This window comes from Flavobacterium sp. (genome assembly GCF_049318185.1).
GTDB lineage: Bacteria > Bacteroidota > Bacteroidia > Flavobacteriales > Flavobacteriaceae > Flavobacterium.
In genome coordinates, this window is the sequence record NZ_JBMOGV010000054.1 from 1 (window position 1) to 15740 (window position 15740).

General features: G+C 33.7%; 16 protein-coding genes. 12 read left to right on the plus strand and 4 right to left on the minus strand.

All coding sequences use genetic code 11. The features are described from left to right. Positions 1–103: 103 nt before the first annotated feature. From cyoE to ACOYLT_RS06605, 8 genes are all read left to right on the plus strand, one after another. Positions 104–1006, plus strand: coding sequence for a heme o synthase (gene cyoE, locus ACOYLT_RS06570; protein ID WP_422853063.1), 903 nt, complete (start codon positions 104–106; stop codon positions 1004–1006). A 3-nt stretch (positions 1007–1009) separates the two neighbouring features. Next, positions 1010–1600 (plus strand): cytochrome c oxidase subunit 3, encoded by a 591-nt coding sequence (locus ACOYLT_RS06575; protein ID WP_422853064.1) that lies wholly within the window; start codon positions 1010–1012, stop codon positions 1598–1600. Between the two features lie 43 nt (positions 1601–1643). Further along, on the plus strand, positions 1644–2675 hold the full coding sequence (locus ACOYLT_RS06580; RefSeq protein WP_422853065.1) for a cytochrome c oxidase subunit 3: 1032 nt from the start codon (positions 1644–1646) through the stop codon (positions 2673–2675). A gap of 18 nt (positions 2676–2693) precedes the next feature. After that, the gene (locus ACOYLT_RS06585) at positions 2694–3050 is read left to right on the plus strand and encodes a cytochrome C oxidase subunit IV family protein (RefSeq protein WP_422853066.1); all 357 of its coding nucleotides are present in this window, start codon (positions 2694–2696) and stop codon (positions 3048–3050) included. A 77-nt stretch (positions 3051–3127) separates the two neighbouring features. Further along, positions 3128–3784 (plus strand): hypothetical protein, encoded by a 657-nt coding sequence (locus ACOYLT_RS06590; protein ID WP_422853067.1) that lies wholly within the window; start codon positions 3128–3130, stop codon positions 3782–3784. 7 nt (positions 3785–3791) lie between these two features. After that, the gene (locus tag ACOYLT_RS06595; protein ID WP_422853068.1) at positions 3792–4475 is read left to right on the plus strand and encodes an SCO family protein; all 684 of its coding nucleotides are present in this window, start codon (positions 3792–3794) and stop codon (positions 4473–4475) included. Next, entirely contained in the window at positions 4468–5058 is a 591-nt protein-coding gene (locus ACOYLT_RS06600) for a DUF420 domain-containing protein (RefSeq protein ID WP_422853069.1), read from the plus strand. The genes ACOYLT_RS06595 and ACOYLT_RS06600 overlap by 8 nt, the downstream gene beginning before the upstream one ends. After that, positions 5048–5302 carry a hypothetical protein gene (locus ACOYLT_RS06605; RefSeq protein WP_422853070.1) on the plus strand — a complete coding sequence of 85 codons (255 nt, stop codon included), beginning with the start codon at positions 5048–5050 and terminating at the stop codon, positions 5300–5302. The genes ACOYLT_RS06600 and ACOYLT_RS06605 overlap by 11 nt, the downstream gene beginning before the upstream one ends. Before the next feature lie 35 nt (positions 5303–5337). Here ACOYLT_RS06605 and ACOYLT_RS06610 read toward each other — a convergent pair whose 3' ends face one another. Continuing rightward, the gene (locus tag ACOYLT_RS06610) at positions 5338–6729 is read right to left on the minus strand and encodes a DUF4403 family protein (RefSeq protein WP_422853071.1); all 1392 of its coding nucleotides are present in this window, start codon (positions 6727–6729) and stop codon (positions 5338–5340) included. Positions 6730–6894: 165 nt separating this feature from the next. On the opposite strand from ACOYLT_RS06610, the gene ACOYLT_RS06615 reads away from it, so the two are divergent. The 3 genes from ACOYLT_RS06615 to tsaB are packed head-to-tail and all read left to right on the plus strand — an operon-like array spanning position 6895 to position 10272. After that, complete coding sequence (locus tag ACOYLT_RS06615; protein ID WP_422853072.1) at positions 6895–8271, plus strand: TolC family protein; 1377 nt, start codon at positions 6895–6897, stop codon at positions 8269–8271. 3 nt (positions 8272–8274) lie between these two features. Continuing rightward, complete coding sequence (locus tag ACOYLT_RS06620; protein WP_422853073.1) at positions 8275–9600, plus strand: efflux RND transporter periplasmic adaptor subunit; 1326 nt, start codon at positions 8275–8277, stop codon at positions 9598–9600. Positions 9601–9612: 12 nt separating this feature from the next. Further along, positions 9613–10272 carry a tRNA (adenosine(37)-N6)-threonylcarbamoyltransferase complex dimerization subunit type 1 TsaB gene (gene tsaB, locus ACOYLT_RS06625; protein ID WP_422853074.1) on the plus strand — a complete coding sequence of 220 codons (660 nt, stop codon included), beginning with the start codon at positions 9613–9615 and terminating at the stop codon, positions 10270–10272. Between the two features lies 1 nt (position 10273). Here the strand turns inward: tsaB and ACOYLT_RS06630 are convergent, their stop codons facing one another. The 3 genes from ACOYLT_RS06630 to ACOYLT_RS06640 are packed head-to-tail and all read right to left on the minus strand — an operon-like array spanning position 10274 to position 14105. After that, entirely contained in the window at positions 10274–11101 is an 828-nt protein-coding gene (locus ACOYLT_RS06630; protein WP_422853075.1) for a mechanosensitive ion channel family protein, read from the minus strand. Between the two features lie 27 nt (positions 11102–11128). Further along, positions 11129–13165, minus strand: coding sequence for a thioredoxin domain-containing protein (locus ACOYLT_RS06635; protein WP_422853076.1), 2037 nt, complete (start codon positions 13163–13165; stop codon positions 11129–11131). Between the two features lie 40 nt (positions 13166–13205). Continuing rightward, positions 13206–14105 carry a NifU family protein gene (locus ACOYLT_RS06640; RefSeq protein ID WP_422853078.1) on the minus strand — a complete coding sequence of 300 codons (900 nt, stop codon included), beginning with the start codon at positions 14103–14105 and terminating at the stop codon, positions 13206–13208. Positions 14106–14231: 126 nt separating this feature from the next. Between ACOYLT_RS06640 and ACOYLT_RS06645 the strand changes: the two genes are divergently transcribed. Next, positions 14232–15740, plus strand: a 1509-nt coding sequence (locus tag ACOYLT_RS06645) for a choice-of-anchor L domain-containing protein (RefSeq protein WP_422853077.1), incomplete at its 3' end; no start/stop codon positions are given.

The window sequence follows — 15740 nt, forward strand, 5'->3', positions numbered from 1 at the left end:
TTTTTTATAGATTTCATCCATTTCTTTTTTGCAAATTTTATGAATTGTTTTTTTGTCAAATCGTTTTCTATAAAGTACCTTTGCACCAGTTTAAAAACAACTAATGAGCGCCACTGCTTCAACATTTTCTCTAAAACAAATTGCGTTTGATTTCAAAGAAATCACCAAAGCGGGTTTAGCTATTAGCGTGGTGTTTTCCTCTATAGCAGGTTACCTTTTGGGTGTGGTTGATTTTCAGGATTTAAAAGTAACTACGTTGTTGATGCTTGCTGTTGGCGGGTATTGCATGGTGGGCGCTTCCAATGCGTTCAACCAAGTGATAGAAAAAGACCTCGATGCCTTGATGGACAGAACCAAAAACCGTCCAGTGGCCTCAGGCAGAATGTCGCCTAATCATGCTTTGTTTGTGGCGAGTTTGCTAACCATTACAGGTTTGATTTTATTGTATTTAATCAATCCAAAATCGGCCATGTTTGGTGCGATTTCTATCTTTTTATACACTAGTATTTACACGCCTTTGAAAACGGTTACACCACTTTCGGTTTTTGTGGGTGCTTTTCCAGGCGCTATTCCGTTTATGTTGGGTTGGGTTGCGGCTACAAATAATTTTGGTATTGAAGCAGGAACGCTTTTTTTGATACAATTCTTTTGGCAGTTTCCCCATTTTTGGGCTATCGGTTGGTTCTTGTTTGAAGATTATGAAAAGGCAGGCTTTTTTATGCTGCCAACAGGCAAAAAAGATACATCAACCGCATTGCAAACCATTTTGTATTCCATTTGGTTATTGGTGGCGTCCTTGTTACCTTCGTTAGGTTTTACAGGCAGATTATTTATTTCGCCAATTGCAGCAGGAATTGTATTTTTGCTAGGACTTTGGATGATTTTTTATGCAATAAAATTGTACCAATTAAGAACAGCCAAAGCAGCAAGAACCCTAATGCTGGTAAGCGTTTCCTATATTACTTTGTTACAAATAGTGTATATCACCGATAAATTTTTAAGATAGTTTATGACAACAACACAGATGACCGCTCAGGAACATAAAGAAAAAACGGCACGTTCGTATAAATTGCTCTTGTTGTTTGCCATGGGAAGCATGACGATGATGTTTGCAGGTATAGTAAGTTCTTTTGTGGTAAGTAAATCAAGAGAAGATTGGATGAAAGATTTCCAATTGCCAACAGCTTTTTACTTTAGTACACTAACTATATTATTGTGTAGTCTTACCTTTCATTTGGCCAAAAAAGCCATTCAAAAAGACAATAGAAGTGCTACAACTAGTTTGCTTTTATTGACTTTAGGTCTTGGTATAAGTTTTGTGGTATTGCAATTTACAGGTTTTGAACAAATCGTTGAAGCAGGTTATTATTTCACCGGACCAGAGAGTAATATTGCCACTACTTTTTTATACGTAATTGCGGTTCTTCACTTGGCGCATCTTGCTGGAGGATTAATTTCGCTAGTAATCATAATTTATAATCATTTTAAACAAAAATACAATTCAAGTCAATTACTTGGAATTGAGCTTGGTGCAATGTATTGGCACTTTCTTGATTTCTTATGGATTTGTTTGTTTTTATTTTTATATTTCTTTAAATAAGAAAAAAAATCTAAATTTGGGAACTTTTTAACTAACAACTTTTATGGGAGCGACAGTTACAACTGCTAATAATACTGAAAATACATGGGGCGGCGGAAATGAGCCAATGGGTGCCAGTTATGGTAAATTAATGATGTGGTTTTTTATCGTATCAGATGCTTTAACTTTCTCTGGTTTCCTTGCTGCATATGGTTTTTCAAGATTTAAATTTATTGATAATTGGCCCATAGCCGATGAAGTGTTTACGCACTTTCCGTTTATGCATGGTGTGGAAGCACCAATGTACTATGTGGCATTGATGACCTTTATATTGATTTTCTCTTCGGTAACGATGGTATTGGCTGTTGATGCCGGACACCAAATGAAGCAAAAGAAAGTAGCTTTTTATATGTTTCTAACTATAATTGGAGGTTTAATATTCGTAGGCTCACAAGCTTGGGAATGGAAAAACTTCATCAAAGGGGAATATGGTGCAGTTGAAACCAAAGGGGGAAGTATCATTCAGTTTGTAAATAATGAAGGCGAAAGAGTAAAACTAGAAGATTTTGCTATTCACCTACCAGGACAAAGAGAAGCACTTACAGGAAGCAAAGGGAAATGGTTTATGAAAGATGAAGAAACTTTATCTACCTATTCTGTTGCTGAGGTGCAAGCGGGTTTCAAAGCGCATCCTGAATTATTAGTTAGAACTGAAAAAATCTACAGAGATACTAAAGAAGACCAAGCGAATAAAAAATTACAACCAGGGTTAAATCACAACAAACATAGAGAAATTTTAACCAGAGCTGAATCTGAAGTTATGGTCGGTAATGGGCATTTGGTGGTTGAAGGAGCCAATTTGAAACACAACGAATACGGTAGCAAATTATTTGCTGATTTCTTTTTCTTTATTACTGGTTTCCACGGGTTCCACGTATTTTCGGGAGTGGTTATCAATTTTATTATTTTCTTGAATATTGTTCTTGGAACTTATGAGAAAAGAAAAAGCTATGAAATGGTTGAAAAAGTTGGACTTTATTGGCACTTTGTCGATTTAGTTTGGGTATTCGTATTTACATTCTTCTACTTAGTTTAATTTTAGAAAGTTTACATTATGTCACACGCACACGAACACGTATCAAATACAAAAAGAATCTGGTTAGTTTTTGCTTTATTGTCAGTAGTAACCACAGTTGAGGTATTTTTAGGAATCGTTAGACCAGACTTCTTATTCATGAATAATTTCTTGAGGATGAATTTATTGAACTGGGTTTTTATCATTTTAACATTGTATAAAGCTTATTATATTGTTTGGGCTTTTATGCACATGGAAGGTGAAAAAAGCAGTTTACGATGGGCAGTAGTCGCTACGGTTATTTTCCTTGTGATATATTTACTATTCATATTGCTGGTAGAAGCAGATTATGTATTTGAGGTTTTCAAAAATGCTACCATCAAATGGAATTTTTAATACTATAGTAATTCAAAAAAAAGGGTACGTTTTGCGTACCTTTTTTTATTTTTGTATATCCAATTTTCAGTATCAAAATGAAAAAAAATAGTGTCCTTTTTGTTTTATTTGTGCTTCCAATAGTGGCCTATCTTTTCTTTGCTTCTGGAGTAAATAGTTTTATTACGTTACCTACTATAACACCTACCATTCCTGAGGTAAATCCACAATGGAAATCTTTAAATGGGGAAAAAGTAACTCTCAATCAAAAAATAACAATATTAGGTTTTACAGGAGAAGATATTTTTGTGAATAGAGGGAATTTTTTTAATCTCAATCAAAAAATTTATACTAAATACAATGAGTTCAAAGATTTTCAATTTGTATTCATAGCTCCTGATGGAACACAAGAACAGGCTAAAAGGATTTTGAAAGAGCTAAGTCCTTTGTCTAATCTTAAGGGTTATCACTTTTTATTTGCGCCAGCAAATGAAATTCAAGCGTATTATAATGATTTGAAATTGTTAGGTAAATTAGATTCCAAAATGGGAACACCTAATGTTTTTATTGTAGATAAGAAAAGAAATCTTCGAGGAAGAAAGGGAAAAAGTGTGCAAGGAAAACCGGAGTATAAAGAAGGTTTTAACACTACGTCGGCAGCAGAATTGCATAATGATATGATGGATGATGTGAAAATTATATTAGCAGAATACAGATTGGCATTGAAAAGGAATAATGCAAACAGACAAATTTAGAATATAAATGAAGAACAAATCATACATTGGGTTGTCTTTTATAATATTGGTTTTTGGAATAATTTTTATTCCAAGAATCATTAATAGAATAAAAAATGGAACTGTAGTTCAAGGAGACAGAATTGATGCGGTTTCCAATCATAAAAATCCAGAAACAGGTTTATTAAAAATTGGTCCAGCACCCAAATTTGAATTGACAGATCAGAATAATGCTAAAATATCTAATGAAACCTACAAAGGGAAAGTTTATGTAGTAGAGTTTTTCTTCTCAACTTGCCCTACTATATGTCCAATTATGAATAGAAACATGGTGGATATTCAGAATGAGTTTTTTGGTAATCCTAATTTTGGCATTGTCTCCATTTCTATTAATCCAGAATACGATACTTCAAAAGTATTGCAAGAGCATGCTCAAAAAATAGGAGTGAAGTCGTCCAATTGGCATTTACTAACTGGCGATAAAGATTATATTTATAGTATAGCCAACAAAGGATTTAATCTTTATGTAGGTGAAAATAAAAACATTTCAGCTGGATTTGAACATTCAGGACTTTTTGCACTTATTGATAAACAAGGAACCATAAGATGCAGAAAAGATAAATTTGAAAATCCTATTTTGTATTATGATGGATTAGATAAAAAAGGAGTAAAAGCAATAACACAAGACATAAAAAAACTATTAAATGAATAAGGAAAATCCAACTTTAGAGCATAAATTTAGAGGTGCTATAATTGCAGTTTCAATACTAATTCCAGTTGCTGTAGCTATTTTATTTTCGGTCAAATTAAAAGATTTTGGCATCCAAGTTGAGCCTTTGTCATTTTTACCACCCATCTACGCTTCCATAAACGGAGTAACAGCTTTGTTATTAATTATGGGTGTAATTGCCATTAAAAATGGTAATAGAAAAGTTCACAAACGCATGATGACTACTGCAATAGCTTGTTCTTTAGTGTTCTTGATAATGTATGTTGCCTATCATATGACAGCAAATTCAACTGTTTTTGGCGACGTTAATCACGATGGCCTTTTGGATACTACAGAAAAAACCAATGCAGGGTCTATGCGACTAGTGTATTTGTTTATTTTGTTGACACATATTGCGCTTTCAATAGCGATAATTCCTTTAGTGTTGTTCACTTATGTTAGAGCTCTAGCAGAGCGTTTTGACAAACATAAAAAATTAGCCAAAATCACATTTCCACTTTGGCTATATGTCGCTGTTACAGGTGTTGTGGTTTATTTACTGATTTCACCTTATTATGCAAATTAAAGCCAAAAGCCAAAAGCCAAAAGCCAAAAGCTTTAACCTTTTACTTTTTGCCTATTGCCTTATGCCTATTGTCTCATTTTCACAATGCGCTATGTGTCGTGCTGCTCTAGAAAGTTCAGGCAATAAGACAAAGGTAGAAGCCATAAACGATGGTATCGTGTTCTTGATGGCAGTTCCTTATATATTGGTAGCTGTAATTGGTTTTGCTATTTATAAAATGTATTATAAAAAGAAGGCAGTATGAACGTAACACGATAAACGGAATACTGAAGACTTAACTCAATCCATTCCGTCAATTTTCACATTCATTTTTCCGCTAGTAGTAATGAATGCTATTATGGCTTTATCGGTTATCTCCACTTTTTCAAATTCAAAATCATTAATAGTCCCATTGACAAAAACACCTTTCATTGGGGAATAGTTATTCAAGTAAGGCAACAAACTTTTTTTGCCTTCTTCCAAATTATCTTTGATAGAATAACGGCAGTTTTCCTGAATTTTTTTCAATATAACGCCTTGCAATAACCAATTAGCGGTTCTAGTCAACAAGCCTTTCGTGTCCAAAACATAATCCATTTGGTCAAAATAAATCTCTTTTGTTATGACATTGTAATTTGGAATTCCAGCCAAATAGATGGTTCCATTGATACTCCCTGTCATATCAAGCGCAATGATTATCTTTCCATCACGTTGCCATAAACCTACATTTTGTACTACAATTTTCCTATTTCCAGAGACAAATTCTTTCCCTTTAAAATTAGTAGTAATAATTTTTGAAGCACTTTCGTAAGTAGAAATTGCAGCAATGTTTGCTGACAGAGCAACAGGAATTTTTGTAACTGCTTTAAACTGAATAGCAGTTTTGTCGAAAGACGTCTTTGGTTTTTGACCTACTATGGTTTGCATACTACATTTTAAACCCAAGTCCATATTGATTTTGCTTTTTGCAATTTGAGCATCGGTAACATACACTTCAACAGGTGTAAGTTTAAACCAAGTTTGGTATTGTTCGCTGGTTAAAAAAGGGGCGCTCATTTTTTCCAATACAGCAAGCACATAAGGTTTAAAATCGCAGGAGTTTTCTATCGCTTCATCTATTTTTTTTGCAATCTTTGATTTTAAAATAGAAAGCGTTGGGTTAATGATATAGGTAATTGGTACATTCTTTCCAGCAACTAGAATTGAGGGACTTTCTGACCAATTGAAATCTTCAATTTTTGAGGTGGTGGCTAGTTTCCAGTTAGACAATTTGACATCACTTGTCATCGTAATAGTGCCATTCAGATTGATTTCTCTAGTATCATTCAATCCCATAAAGTCTGTTCCGTATTTAAATTTGGACCAAATTTTTAAAGGCAAAATGGTTTGAATTTTCCCTTCTTTTTCGATTAATGTTATCGGAGCAGTTTTGGTAATCTTCATTTCGGTTTTGTCATCTTCCAAATTGGAATCGTTGAAAATCTCTCCCACCAATGTTTTATTCAATTGATTTTCAATTTCTTTTAAACTAATTTCCAAAGGCATATTGACCAGTGAAGTTTTTGTTTTAAAAACCATAGGGGTGTCATTTGAAGGAAGTGGTTTTAGCGCTTCTATTTTTTGGGTGGTTGCACATCCATTAAAAAGAAAAGTAAGAAACAATAAAGAAAAAATGTGTTTGATAGATGACATAAGAGCAATAATTTTTTTGGCAAAAGTAATTGTAAATATTATAATAATATTGTAACATTATTAAAAAAGTTAAGTCTAAAATTGTAGTTGAATATTCATTTAATAACAGACTAAAATTATATCTTTGTTTACCAGAAAATCTGAGATGGAATGACCTATTTTACTATGAAAAAAACAATATCAAAAAGTATTCTTGTTTTTGCTTTATTGCTAGGGATTTCAACTACTGCACAAGTTAAGAAATGGACTATTCAAGAATGTGTGGAATATGCGTTAAAAAACAATATTTCCATAAAACAATCCGAGCTTGATGTCAAAGCTAATGCTATCGATAAAAAATTAGCCCTTGGAAATTTCTTGCCTAGTCTTAATGCAGATGCTTCCCACTCCTGGAATATTGGTTTAAATCAAAATATCACTACAGGTCTTTTAGAAAATCAAACTACTCAATTTACTTCGGCTAGATTAAGTTCTAATATTGCGATCTATAATGGCTTGCAAAATCAAAATCGATTGCGAAGAGCTAAAATGTCTCAGTTGGCATCACAATATCAATTGACAAAAATGCAAGATGATATTTCTTTGTACGTTACAAACGGTTATTTAGAAATACTTTTCAATAAAGAAAATCTCAAAGTGCAACAATCGCAATTAGCCAATGATGAAAAACAACTCATCCGTTCACAAGAACTAGTCGATGCAGGTGTTGTTCCTCGTGGAGATTTATTAGACATGAAAGCTACCGTTGCAGCAGACAAACAAAAAGTAGTCGTAGCAGAAAACAGTTTCCTAATTTCAAGATTAAGCTTGGCGCAATTATTGGCTTTAGAGGATTTTCAAAATTTTGATATTGCCGATGTGGATATGGAGGCTAAACCAAGTTCGGTAGCGGCGCAAACTCCTGAAGCAATTGTTCAAAAAGCAAACGAAGTAAGAGTTGAAATAAAAATTGCTCAAGCGAATTTAGATTTGACTCAAAGAGATATAAAAATCGCAAGAGGTGGTTTGCAACCCAGTTTGACAGGTTTTTATAGTTTCAGCACCAGAGCCAGTTATTCGGATAGAATTGTTGGTATTGATACCAACGGCAACCCAATTCTAACCTCTCCGTTACCACTTTTTGATCAGTTTAGTAATAACAAAGGGCATAATTTTGGTTTACAACTTAGCATTCCTATTTTCAATGGCTTTACTGCCCAAGGAAATGTTGATAGAAGCAAAATCAATTATGAAAAATCAAAAAATGCTTTTGACCAAGCCAAACTCGATTTAGAATCTAATGTTTACAAAGCCATAACTGATGCCAAAGGCGCTTTGAAAACCTATGAAACATCAATTACCACTCTTGAAGCCCGACAAGAAGCTTTCAATTATGCTAAAGAAAAGTATGCGGTTGGGATGTTGAATGCTTTTGATTTTAATCAATCTCAAACCTTATACATCAATTCACAATCAGAGGTTATTCGAGCAAAATACGATTACATCTTTAAAATGAAAGTAGTAGAACTATATTTTGGAATCCCAATCATTCAAAAACAATAAATCATGTCAAAAAAGAAAATATACTGGTTAGTTGCAATTATTATAGTAGTAGTAATTGTAGTAGTTGTTCTAAAAAAGAATGGAATAATAGGAGGCGATGATGGCGTAATTCAAGTAGAAACAGCCAAGGCTGATGAAATCACTATAATTGAAACCGTTTCTGCCACTGGGAAAATCCAACCCGAAATAGAAGTAAAAATATCTTCAGAAGTGTCAGGAGAAATCATTGAATTGCCAGTCAAAGAAGGACAGGTAGTAAAGAAAGGACAACTTTTAGTAAAAATAAATCCTATGCTTTATACTTCTGGATTGAATCGTTCTGTTTCAAATTTGTCAGGAACAAAAGCTGGATTAAGTCAAGCCGATGCTTCATTTAGAGAAGCCAAAGCCAATTTCGATAGAAGTAAAACATTATTTGACAAAGGGATTATTTCAAGATCAGACTGGGATAAAGCCGTTGCGTCTTTTGAAGTGGCCAAAGCCACCAAAGAATCTGCCTATTATAATGTGCAAAGTGCCTCGGCAACGGTTAAAGAATCCAAAGATAACCTTGGAAGAACTACTATTTATTCGCCAGCTGATGGTACTATTTCTTCACTTAGTGTTGAACTAGGCGAAAGAGTTTTAGGAACACAGCAAATGACTGGAACAGAATTATTGCGAGTGGCTAATCTTGACAATATGGAAGTAGAAGTTGATGTCAACGAAAATGACATTGTAAAAATTAGTATTGGCGATAGCACTAAAATTCAGGTGGATGCTTATTTGAAAAAAGAATTTAGAGGAATTGTAACTAGTATTTCCAATTCTGCTAGCACGACAATTACAGCTGATCAAGTAACAAATTTTAAAGTGAAAGTTAGAATTTTAAAAGAATCGTATCAAGATTTATTGGAAGGAAAACCATCAAGTTATTCTCCGTTCAGACCAGGAATGACAGCAACTGTAGATATTATTACCAAAAGAAAAGAAAAAGTTATTGGTGTACCCATTAGTTCTGTGGTAATAAAATCTGATACTACAGCTACCAAAAAATACGAAGTGAAAGACGAAGCTGAAGACAAAAAAGTAGCTTCCAAAAATGATAAAAAATACGAATGCGTTTTTGTAAAAGAAGGGAATAAAGCTAGAATAAGAGTTGTGAAAACTGGAATTCAAGACGATACAAACATCGAAGTACTCTCTGGATTGAAGAAAGGCGATGTTGTCATTATTGGACCCTATACCACAGTGACCAAAGATTTAAATTCTGGGGATAAAGTATCTGATGCTGGTTCAAAGGGCAAAAAAGATTCTAAAGAAACTTCCAAAACGGTTTCGACTAATTAAAAATCTTTATACTTGACCTACATTTTAAACATAGAAACCGCTACTAAAAATTGTTCGGTGTCCTTGGCAAAAGATGGCAAAACCATTTTAACCAAAGAAATTGCAGAACAAGGCTATTCCCATGCGGAAAAGTTGCATGTTTTTATGGAAGAAATTCTGAGCGAAACAGGCATCTCCGCTCGCGATTTAAAAGCTATTGCTGTTAGTAAAGGACCAGGATCTTATACAGGTTTACGCATCGGGGTTTCTTCAGCCAAAGGTTTGTGTTATGCGCTAGGAATTCCTTTAATTTCCGTGAGTACTTTGCAGGTTTTAGCCAAACAAGTTGTCATAGAAAATGGCTTTATTGTACCCATGATTGATGCCAGAAGAATGGAAGTGTATAGTGCCATTTTTGATAAAAACCATCAAAACATAAAAGAAGTTCAAGCCGAAGTTTTGACACATAATAGTTATGCCGAATTTGATGACCCTATTTATTTCATAGGCGATTGTCAAGAAAAATGCCAAGCGGTTTTAACAAAACTTAATTTTATATTTCTTCCCGAAATTGTTTTTCCTTCTTCAAAAAAAATGAGTCAATTAAGCTTCGAAAAATTTACTAACAACGATTTTGAAGATGTGGCTTACTTCGAACCTTTTTACTTGAAAGATTTTTTGATGAGTAAATAAATTAATTTTTAGAAGACTCTCTAACAAAAGGTTGGATGACAATACCTGCCTCGTCAAAAGCTTCTTTGCAATTCTCTAAAATATCCGAACACATATCGCCAAAATCTGCATTATTTGCCCAAGGTTTTATGGCTAAATGAATAGCCGATTCGCTCAAATCTTTAACAGTAACTGTTGGCGCTGGATTTTTCAAAACATTTGGATGGTTTTGCAATACTTGCATTACGATATCTTTAGCAGTTTTAATATTGGTTTCATAAGAAAGTGAAAACAATAAATCGGCACGGCGAATCCCTAAAAGGGAATAATTTGTAATGACACCGTTAGACAAAATCCCATTGGGGATAAAAATAGTTTGATTGTTTCCAGTGATTAATTTAGTTACAAAAATCTGAATTTCACTCACAGTACCTTCCACGTTTTGAGCAAAAATGGTATCGCCAACTCTAAAAGGTTTAAACAATATAATAAGCATTCCTCCTGCAAAATTGGATAACGAACCTTGCAAAGATAAACCAACAGCCAAACCAGCTGCTCCCAGAATAGCTACAAACGAAGAAGTCTCAACGCCAAGTTTAGAAATGAAAGTTATAAATAACAAAACTCGCAAAGCCCAGAGCAAAAGATCAGCCAAGAATTTAGATAATGTTGGGTCTAAGTCTCTTTTGACCATAATTTTTCGGGTCAATCTATTCAAAAATCGAATGGCATATAGCCCAATAAATAGAATTACAAAAGCAGAAACTATTTTAGGGGAATAATTAATCAGCAATCTTTCAAATTCTTTCCAGTATTCTTCAAAGGAATAGATATAGTGTTCTTTGTTCATGATTTTTTTTGCAAAAATAAAATTTATTTATGAAACTAGGCTGTCCCACAAGGCATCAAAATTTGTAGTAGGCATAGTACAGGTTTTGTTTTGGCATAAATAAAATAAATCTTTAGATGGCTCAAAACGATTTTCTAAAAAAGGAAGAGTGGAAACAGTATTCGTCCCAGCAATTATAAGGTTTGGCAGATACTCTTTATTAATTTTTTCTACATAATGTAAAGCATTTTCGCCACAAATTGCTACTTCTTTATTTTGTTCCGAAAAATTCAAAAGCACCTGCAGCCAATTGGAATAAGCCGAAGGATAATCAATGGTTGGAATTATGTTTTGTACCATTTGCTGGCAAATAGTTTCGTAATAACTGTTGTTGAAATAAATGCTCAGCATAAACAAATTTTCAGCCATCACACAATTTGCGGCCGGAATTACATTGTCTTCTACTTCAAAATGTGGTGCAATTAATGCTGCGTCATTTTTGGAAGTAAATGAAAAAAATTGGACGTTTTCGTCATAGAAAAAGTCAAAACAATAATCGGTTAATTGCTTCGCATTTTGCAACCATTTTTCGTCCAAAGTGGCTTCATACAAAGTAATAAAGGCTTGAATGACGTGTGCATAATCTTCAAGATACGCATTAATGGTGGCTTTTCCGTTTTTAAAGGTTCGGAATAAATTACCTTCTAAAGCCCAAACATTTTTGATAATAAATGCTGCGTTTTCTAGGGCAATTTTCAGATATTTTTCTTCGTTCAATGCCTTGTAGGCATCTACAAAACCTTTCAGCATTAAGGCGTTCCAGGAAGTTAAACACTTGTCATCTAATCTTGGTTTACTTCGTTTTTCTCTTTCGATATAAAGTTTTTGCTCCCAGGTTTTTTTCTTTTGTTCTAAAAAATCTAGGGTTACATTTTGTTGCTTGGCAATTTCTTCCAAAGATTGATTTTGGATTAAAACATAATTATCATGTTCCCAAAAACCAAAGTCATTGATATTGAATACCAAAGAAAACAAAGCAAAATCTTCCATAAGAATAGTCGAAAGTTCTTCTTTTTTCCAAACATAAAAAGCACCTTCTTCTAAATGATTTTCATTATTTAAACTATCAGCGTCAAGCGCAGAATAAAAGCTTCCTTCGCTGGTTAGCCATTCTTTTTCTATAAAAGACAGTGTTTTTTCAATCACTTCTTTGTAGTGTTTGTTGGCCGTTAATTTGTAGGCATTAGCATAAAGTGAAACGAGTTGTCCATTGTCATAAAGCATTTTTTCAAAATGAGGCACATGCCATTTCATATCTACCGAATAGCGTGAAAATCCACCATCAACAGTATCAAACAAACCGCCATAGGCCATTTTGGTCAAGGTTAGATCTACAAATTCTAATAAGGTTTTGTTGTTAGTTTGATAACCATAACGCAACAAAAATTCATAATTGGTTGGCATCATAAATTTGGGAGCACGAGCCATGCCGCCAAATTCCCAATCGAAACTTTTTTGCCATTTTTCTATTAAACTTCCTATTATTTCAAAATCAAAATGAGTTGCATAATTATTTATGGGTTCGATACTAATGACTTGTAATCCATCGTGAAGTTTTTGGGCGTATTCCAAAATTGTTTCAGGCTTTTGAATATATAATTCCTGAAGTTTTTGAAGTGCATTTATCCAATCATTTTTTCTGAAATAAGTGCCACCCCAAATGGGTCTTCCATCGGGCAATGCCACTACATTCATTGGCCATCCGCCTTGACCCGTCATCATCTGAACAGCTTTCATATAAACGGCATCAATATCGGTACGTTCTTCACGGTCAATTTTTATATTGACAAAGTGAGCATTCATAACCGCTGAGACTTCTTCGTTTTCAAAACTTTCGTGTTCCATCACATGGCACCAATGGCATGCTGAATAACCAATACTAATTATAATTAATTTGTTTTTTGATTTGGCTTCCGCCAAAGAATTGGAGTTCCAAGCTTTCCAGAAAACTGGGTTATTGGCGTGTTGCAATAAATAGGGACTGGTTTCTAAATGTAATTCGTTCATAATAAAAAAACCATCCATTTTTGGACGCTTAAAGTTACTTTTTTATTTTGAATACTTGTTATCCGTTTATGGCTTCAACAATAATATCTTTATCGTTTAGCATGTCTTTTAACATGTTTTCAATGCCGTTTTTCAAAGTAAAAGTTGACGATGGACAGCCGTTGCACGAACCTTGAAGTACCACTTTCACTCTTTTTTCTGTTTCATCAAAGGAGTCAAAAAGAATGTTTCCACCATCAGCAGCCACAGCTGGTTTGACATATTCTTCTAATATATTGATGATTTGTTGTGAAGTTGTATTGAGCTTATCAAAATTTTTGATTTGTTGTTTTTCTTGTTTGACATTATTTACAATTTCATTTTCGTCTAAAACTATTCCTCCATTTTCGATAAATTGTTTGATGAAAGTGCGTAATTCCAAAGTTATTTCATCCCATGAAATGCTATCATATTTGGTTACAGAAATATAATTCTCGGTAATAAATAGTTCTTTCACAAAATGAAATTTAAATAATTCTTGGGCTAATGGAGAGGATTTTGCTTCGTCACTATTTTTGAATTCAACAGCTGTTTTTGTTAATCCTTTGTTCACTACAAATTTTAACGAAGCAGGATTTGGCGTAGTTTCACCATAAACTGTGATAGGTTGTTTTTTGGTAGAGTTTTGATTTGGAAGCACTATTAGTCCTCCATCTTTAATAAAGTTTTCTATTTGTTCGGCCACAGCATCTTGTACATCAGCCCATTCTACAATATTGTATTTTTCAATAGCAATAAAATTTCCAGAAATGTAAACAGTTTTCACAAATGGAAGGTAAAAAAGCTGTTGGGCTAAAGGTGAATTTTTTGCTTCGTCTATATTTTTATATTCAAAGTTCTCATTTTGAGTTATAAAATCTGGAAATTCAAATTTTAGTATGGTTGGATTTTGTGTTTTCTTTATAGCAATTTTCATTATTATGGTATTTTTTTTTGCAAATTTAACAAAGTTATTTTCTATGATTAATTATATTTGGACAATTAAACAAATATTAACATATATGTTGGTTTTAGAAACTAACACCAACGATTTAATTTTCTATTAATGAAAAGAATTTTATTTATATTTTTTACAATATTTACGGGGTTAAATTCTTTTTCCCAACCCATAACTGTTAATACTTCAACATATACAGTTCCTCAGCTTGTTCAAGATGTTTTATTCGCTCCTGCATCTGGTGGTGGAAGTTCTTGTGTTGGAACGCTAAGTAATATTACATGGAGTACGGGAACTAATTATGGTTCTTCAAACGGGATAGGTTATTTTCAAAATACAAATCCAAACTTTCCATTATCATCTGGAGTAATATTATCTACAGGTATAGCTACAAATTCTCCTGGGCCCAATAATTCTTCTATGAGCGATGGAAATAGTACTTGGTTAGGAGATAATCAATTATTATCGTATCTTCAATCTATAGGGATTGCTCCTGCGACAGACACATCAGTTAATGCAACAATTTTAGAGTTTGATTTTACACCTTTAACTAATCAAATGAGTTTTGATTTCCTTTTTGCATCGGAAGAATACGGTACTTTCCAGTGTACTTTTTCAGACTCATTTGCTTTTTTCTTAACAAATGTTACTGCTGGCACCCCACCTATAAATTTGGCTTTGGTTCCCAACACAATATCTCCAATATCTGTTGTGACTATAAGAGATACTGCAAATAACAATAGCTGTGGTTCTGCAAATCTCGCTTATTTTGGCAGCTATAACGGAGGTGCTAATGCAAACACATCAGCAACAAATTTTAATGGAGAAACAGTTTTAATGACAGCCTCAACGGCTGTTATCCCAAATAATGTTTACCATATAAAATTAGTTATTGCTGACAGAAATGATTTTCGATTTGATTCTGCAGTATTTTTAGGTGCAGGTAGTTTTGATATTGGTTCGGCTAATTTATCTTCTCCAGATTTTATTAATACCCCAGATTTCACCATAGCAGCAGGAACTGCTATTTGTGCTGCTTCTCCTATACATATACAAGCTGGATCTGGTGCAATACCAAATGTTAGTTATTTATGGACATTAAACAATGGTTCTCCGATTTCTGGAGCAAATACCTTTGATTATACAGTAACGCAAGAAGGTACTTATACTGTAACCCTCACCTACCCAGGTGGTTGCCAACAATCGGATTCCATGATTGTTGAATATCTTCCATCTGCTACACTTGGGACACCAAATGATTTAACCTTATGTAGCGCGCCATTTAACCTGACCAATAATACTGCAGTTATTTTAAATGGAACCAGTAACACAATAAGTTATCATCATTCTCTTTCTGATGCACAACAATTAACTTCACCAATTTCTAACGCATCTAATTATCCCGGAACAAATCTTGAACAAATTTATGCAGCAGTTGAAGATGATCTTTCAGGATGTATAACTACCGCTCAATTTGTGCTTTATACAGACCCTCTTTTGTGCGCAACAACCCCTGTCCAACCACCAAACTTACCCTTATGTGAAAGCAGTTTAGGAAGTGTCAGTGCGACTTTTGATTTTACACTCCAAACCCCTATAGTATTAGGTACTAATATC

Excerpts from the sequence above, each read along its gene's own strand:
- ACOYLT_RS06610 (WP_422853071.1), bottom strand. The coding sequence starts at position 6,729 with ATGTCATCTATCAAACACATTTTTTCTTTATTGTTTCTTACTTTTCTT.
- ACOYLT_RS06635 (WP_422853076.1), bottom strand. The coding sequence starts at position 13,165 with ATGGATGGTTTTTTTATTATGAACGAATTACATTTAGAAACCAGTCCC.
- ACOYLT_RS06575 (WP_422853064.1), top strand. The coding sequence starts at position 1,010 with ATGACAACAACACAGATGACCGCTCAGGAACATAAAGAAAAAACGGCA.
- cyoE (WP_422853063.1), top strand. The coding sequence starts at position 104 with ATGAGCGCCACTGCTTCAACATTTTCTCTAAAACAAATTGCGTTTGAT.
- ACOYLT_RS06605 (WP_422853070.1), top strand. The coding sequence starts at position 5,048 with ATGCAAATTAAAGCCAAAAGCCAAAAGCCAAAAGCCAAAAGCTTTAAC.
- ACOYLT_RS06580 (WP_422853065.1), top strand. The coding sequence starts at position 1,644 with ATGGGAGCGACAGTTACAACTGCTAATAATACTGAAAATACATGGGGC.
- ACOYLT_RS06585 (WP_422853066.1), top strand. The coding sequence starts at position 2,694 with ATGTCACACGCACACGAACACGTATCAAATACAAAAAGAATCTGGTTA.
- ACOYLT_RS06620 (WP_422853073.1), top strand. The coding sequence starts at position 8,275 with ATGTCAAAAAAGAAAATATACTGGTTAGTTGCAATTATTATAGTAGTA.
- ACOYLT_RS06600 (WP_422853069.1), top strand. The coding sequence starts at position 4,468 with ATGAATAAGGAAAATCCAACTTTAGAGCATAAATTTAGAGGTGCTATA.
- ACOYLT_RS06615 (WP_422853072.1), top strand. The coding sequence starts at position 6,895 with ATGAAAAAAACAATATCAAAAAGTATTCTTGTTTTTGCTTTATTGCTA.
- ACOYLT_RS06630 (WP_422853075.1), bottom strand. The coding sequence starts at position 11,101 with ATGAACAAAGAACACTATATCTATTCCTTTGAAGAATACTGGAAAGAA.
- ACOYLT_RS06595 (WP_422853068.1), top strand. The coding sequence starts at position 3,792 with ATGAAGAACAAATCATACATTGGGTTGTCTTTTATAATATTGGTTTTT.
- ACOYLT_RS06590 (WP_422853067.1), top strand. The coding sequence starts at position 3,128 with ATGAAAAAAAATAGTGTCCTTTTTGTTTTATTTGTGCTTCCAATAGTG.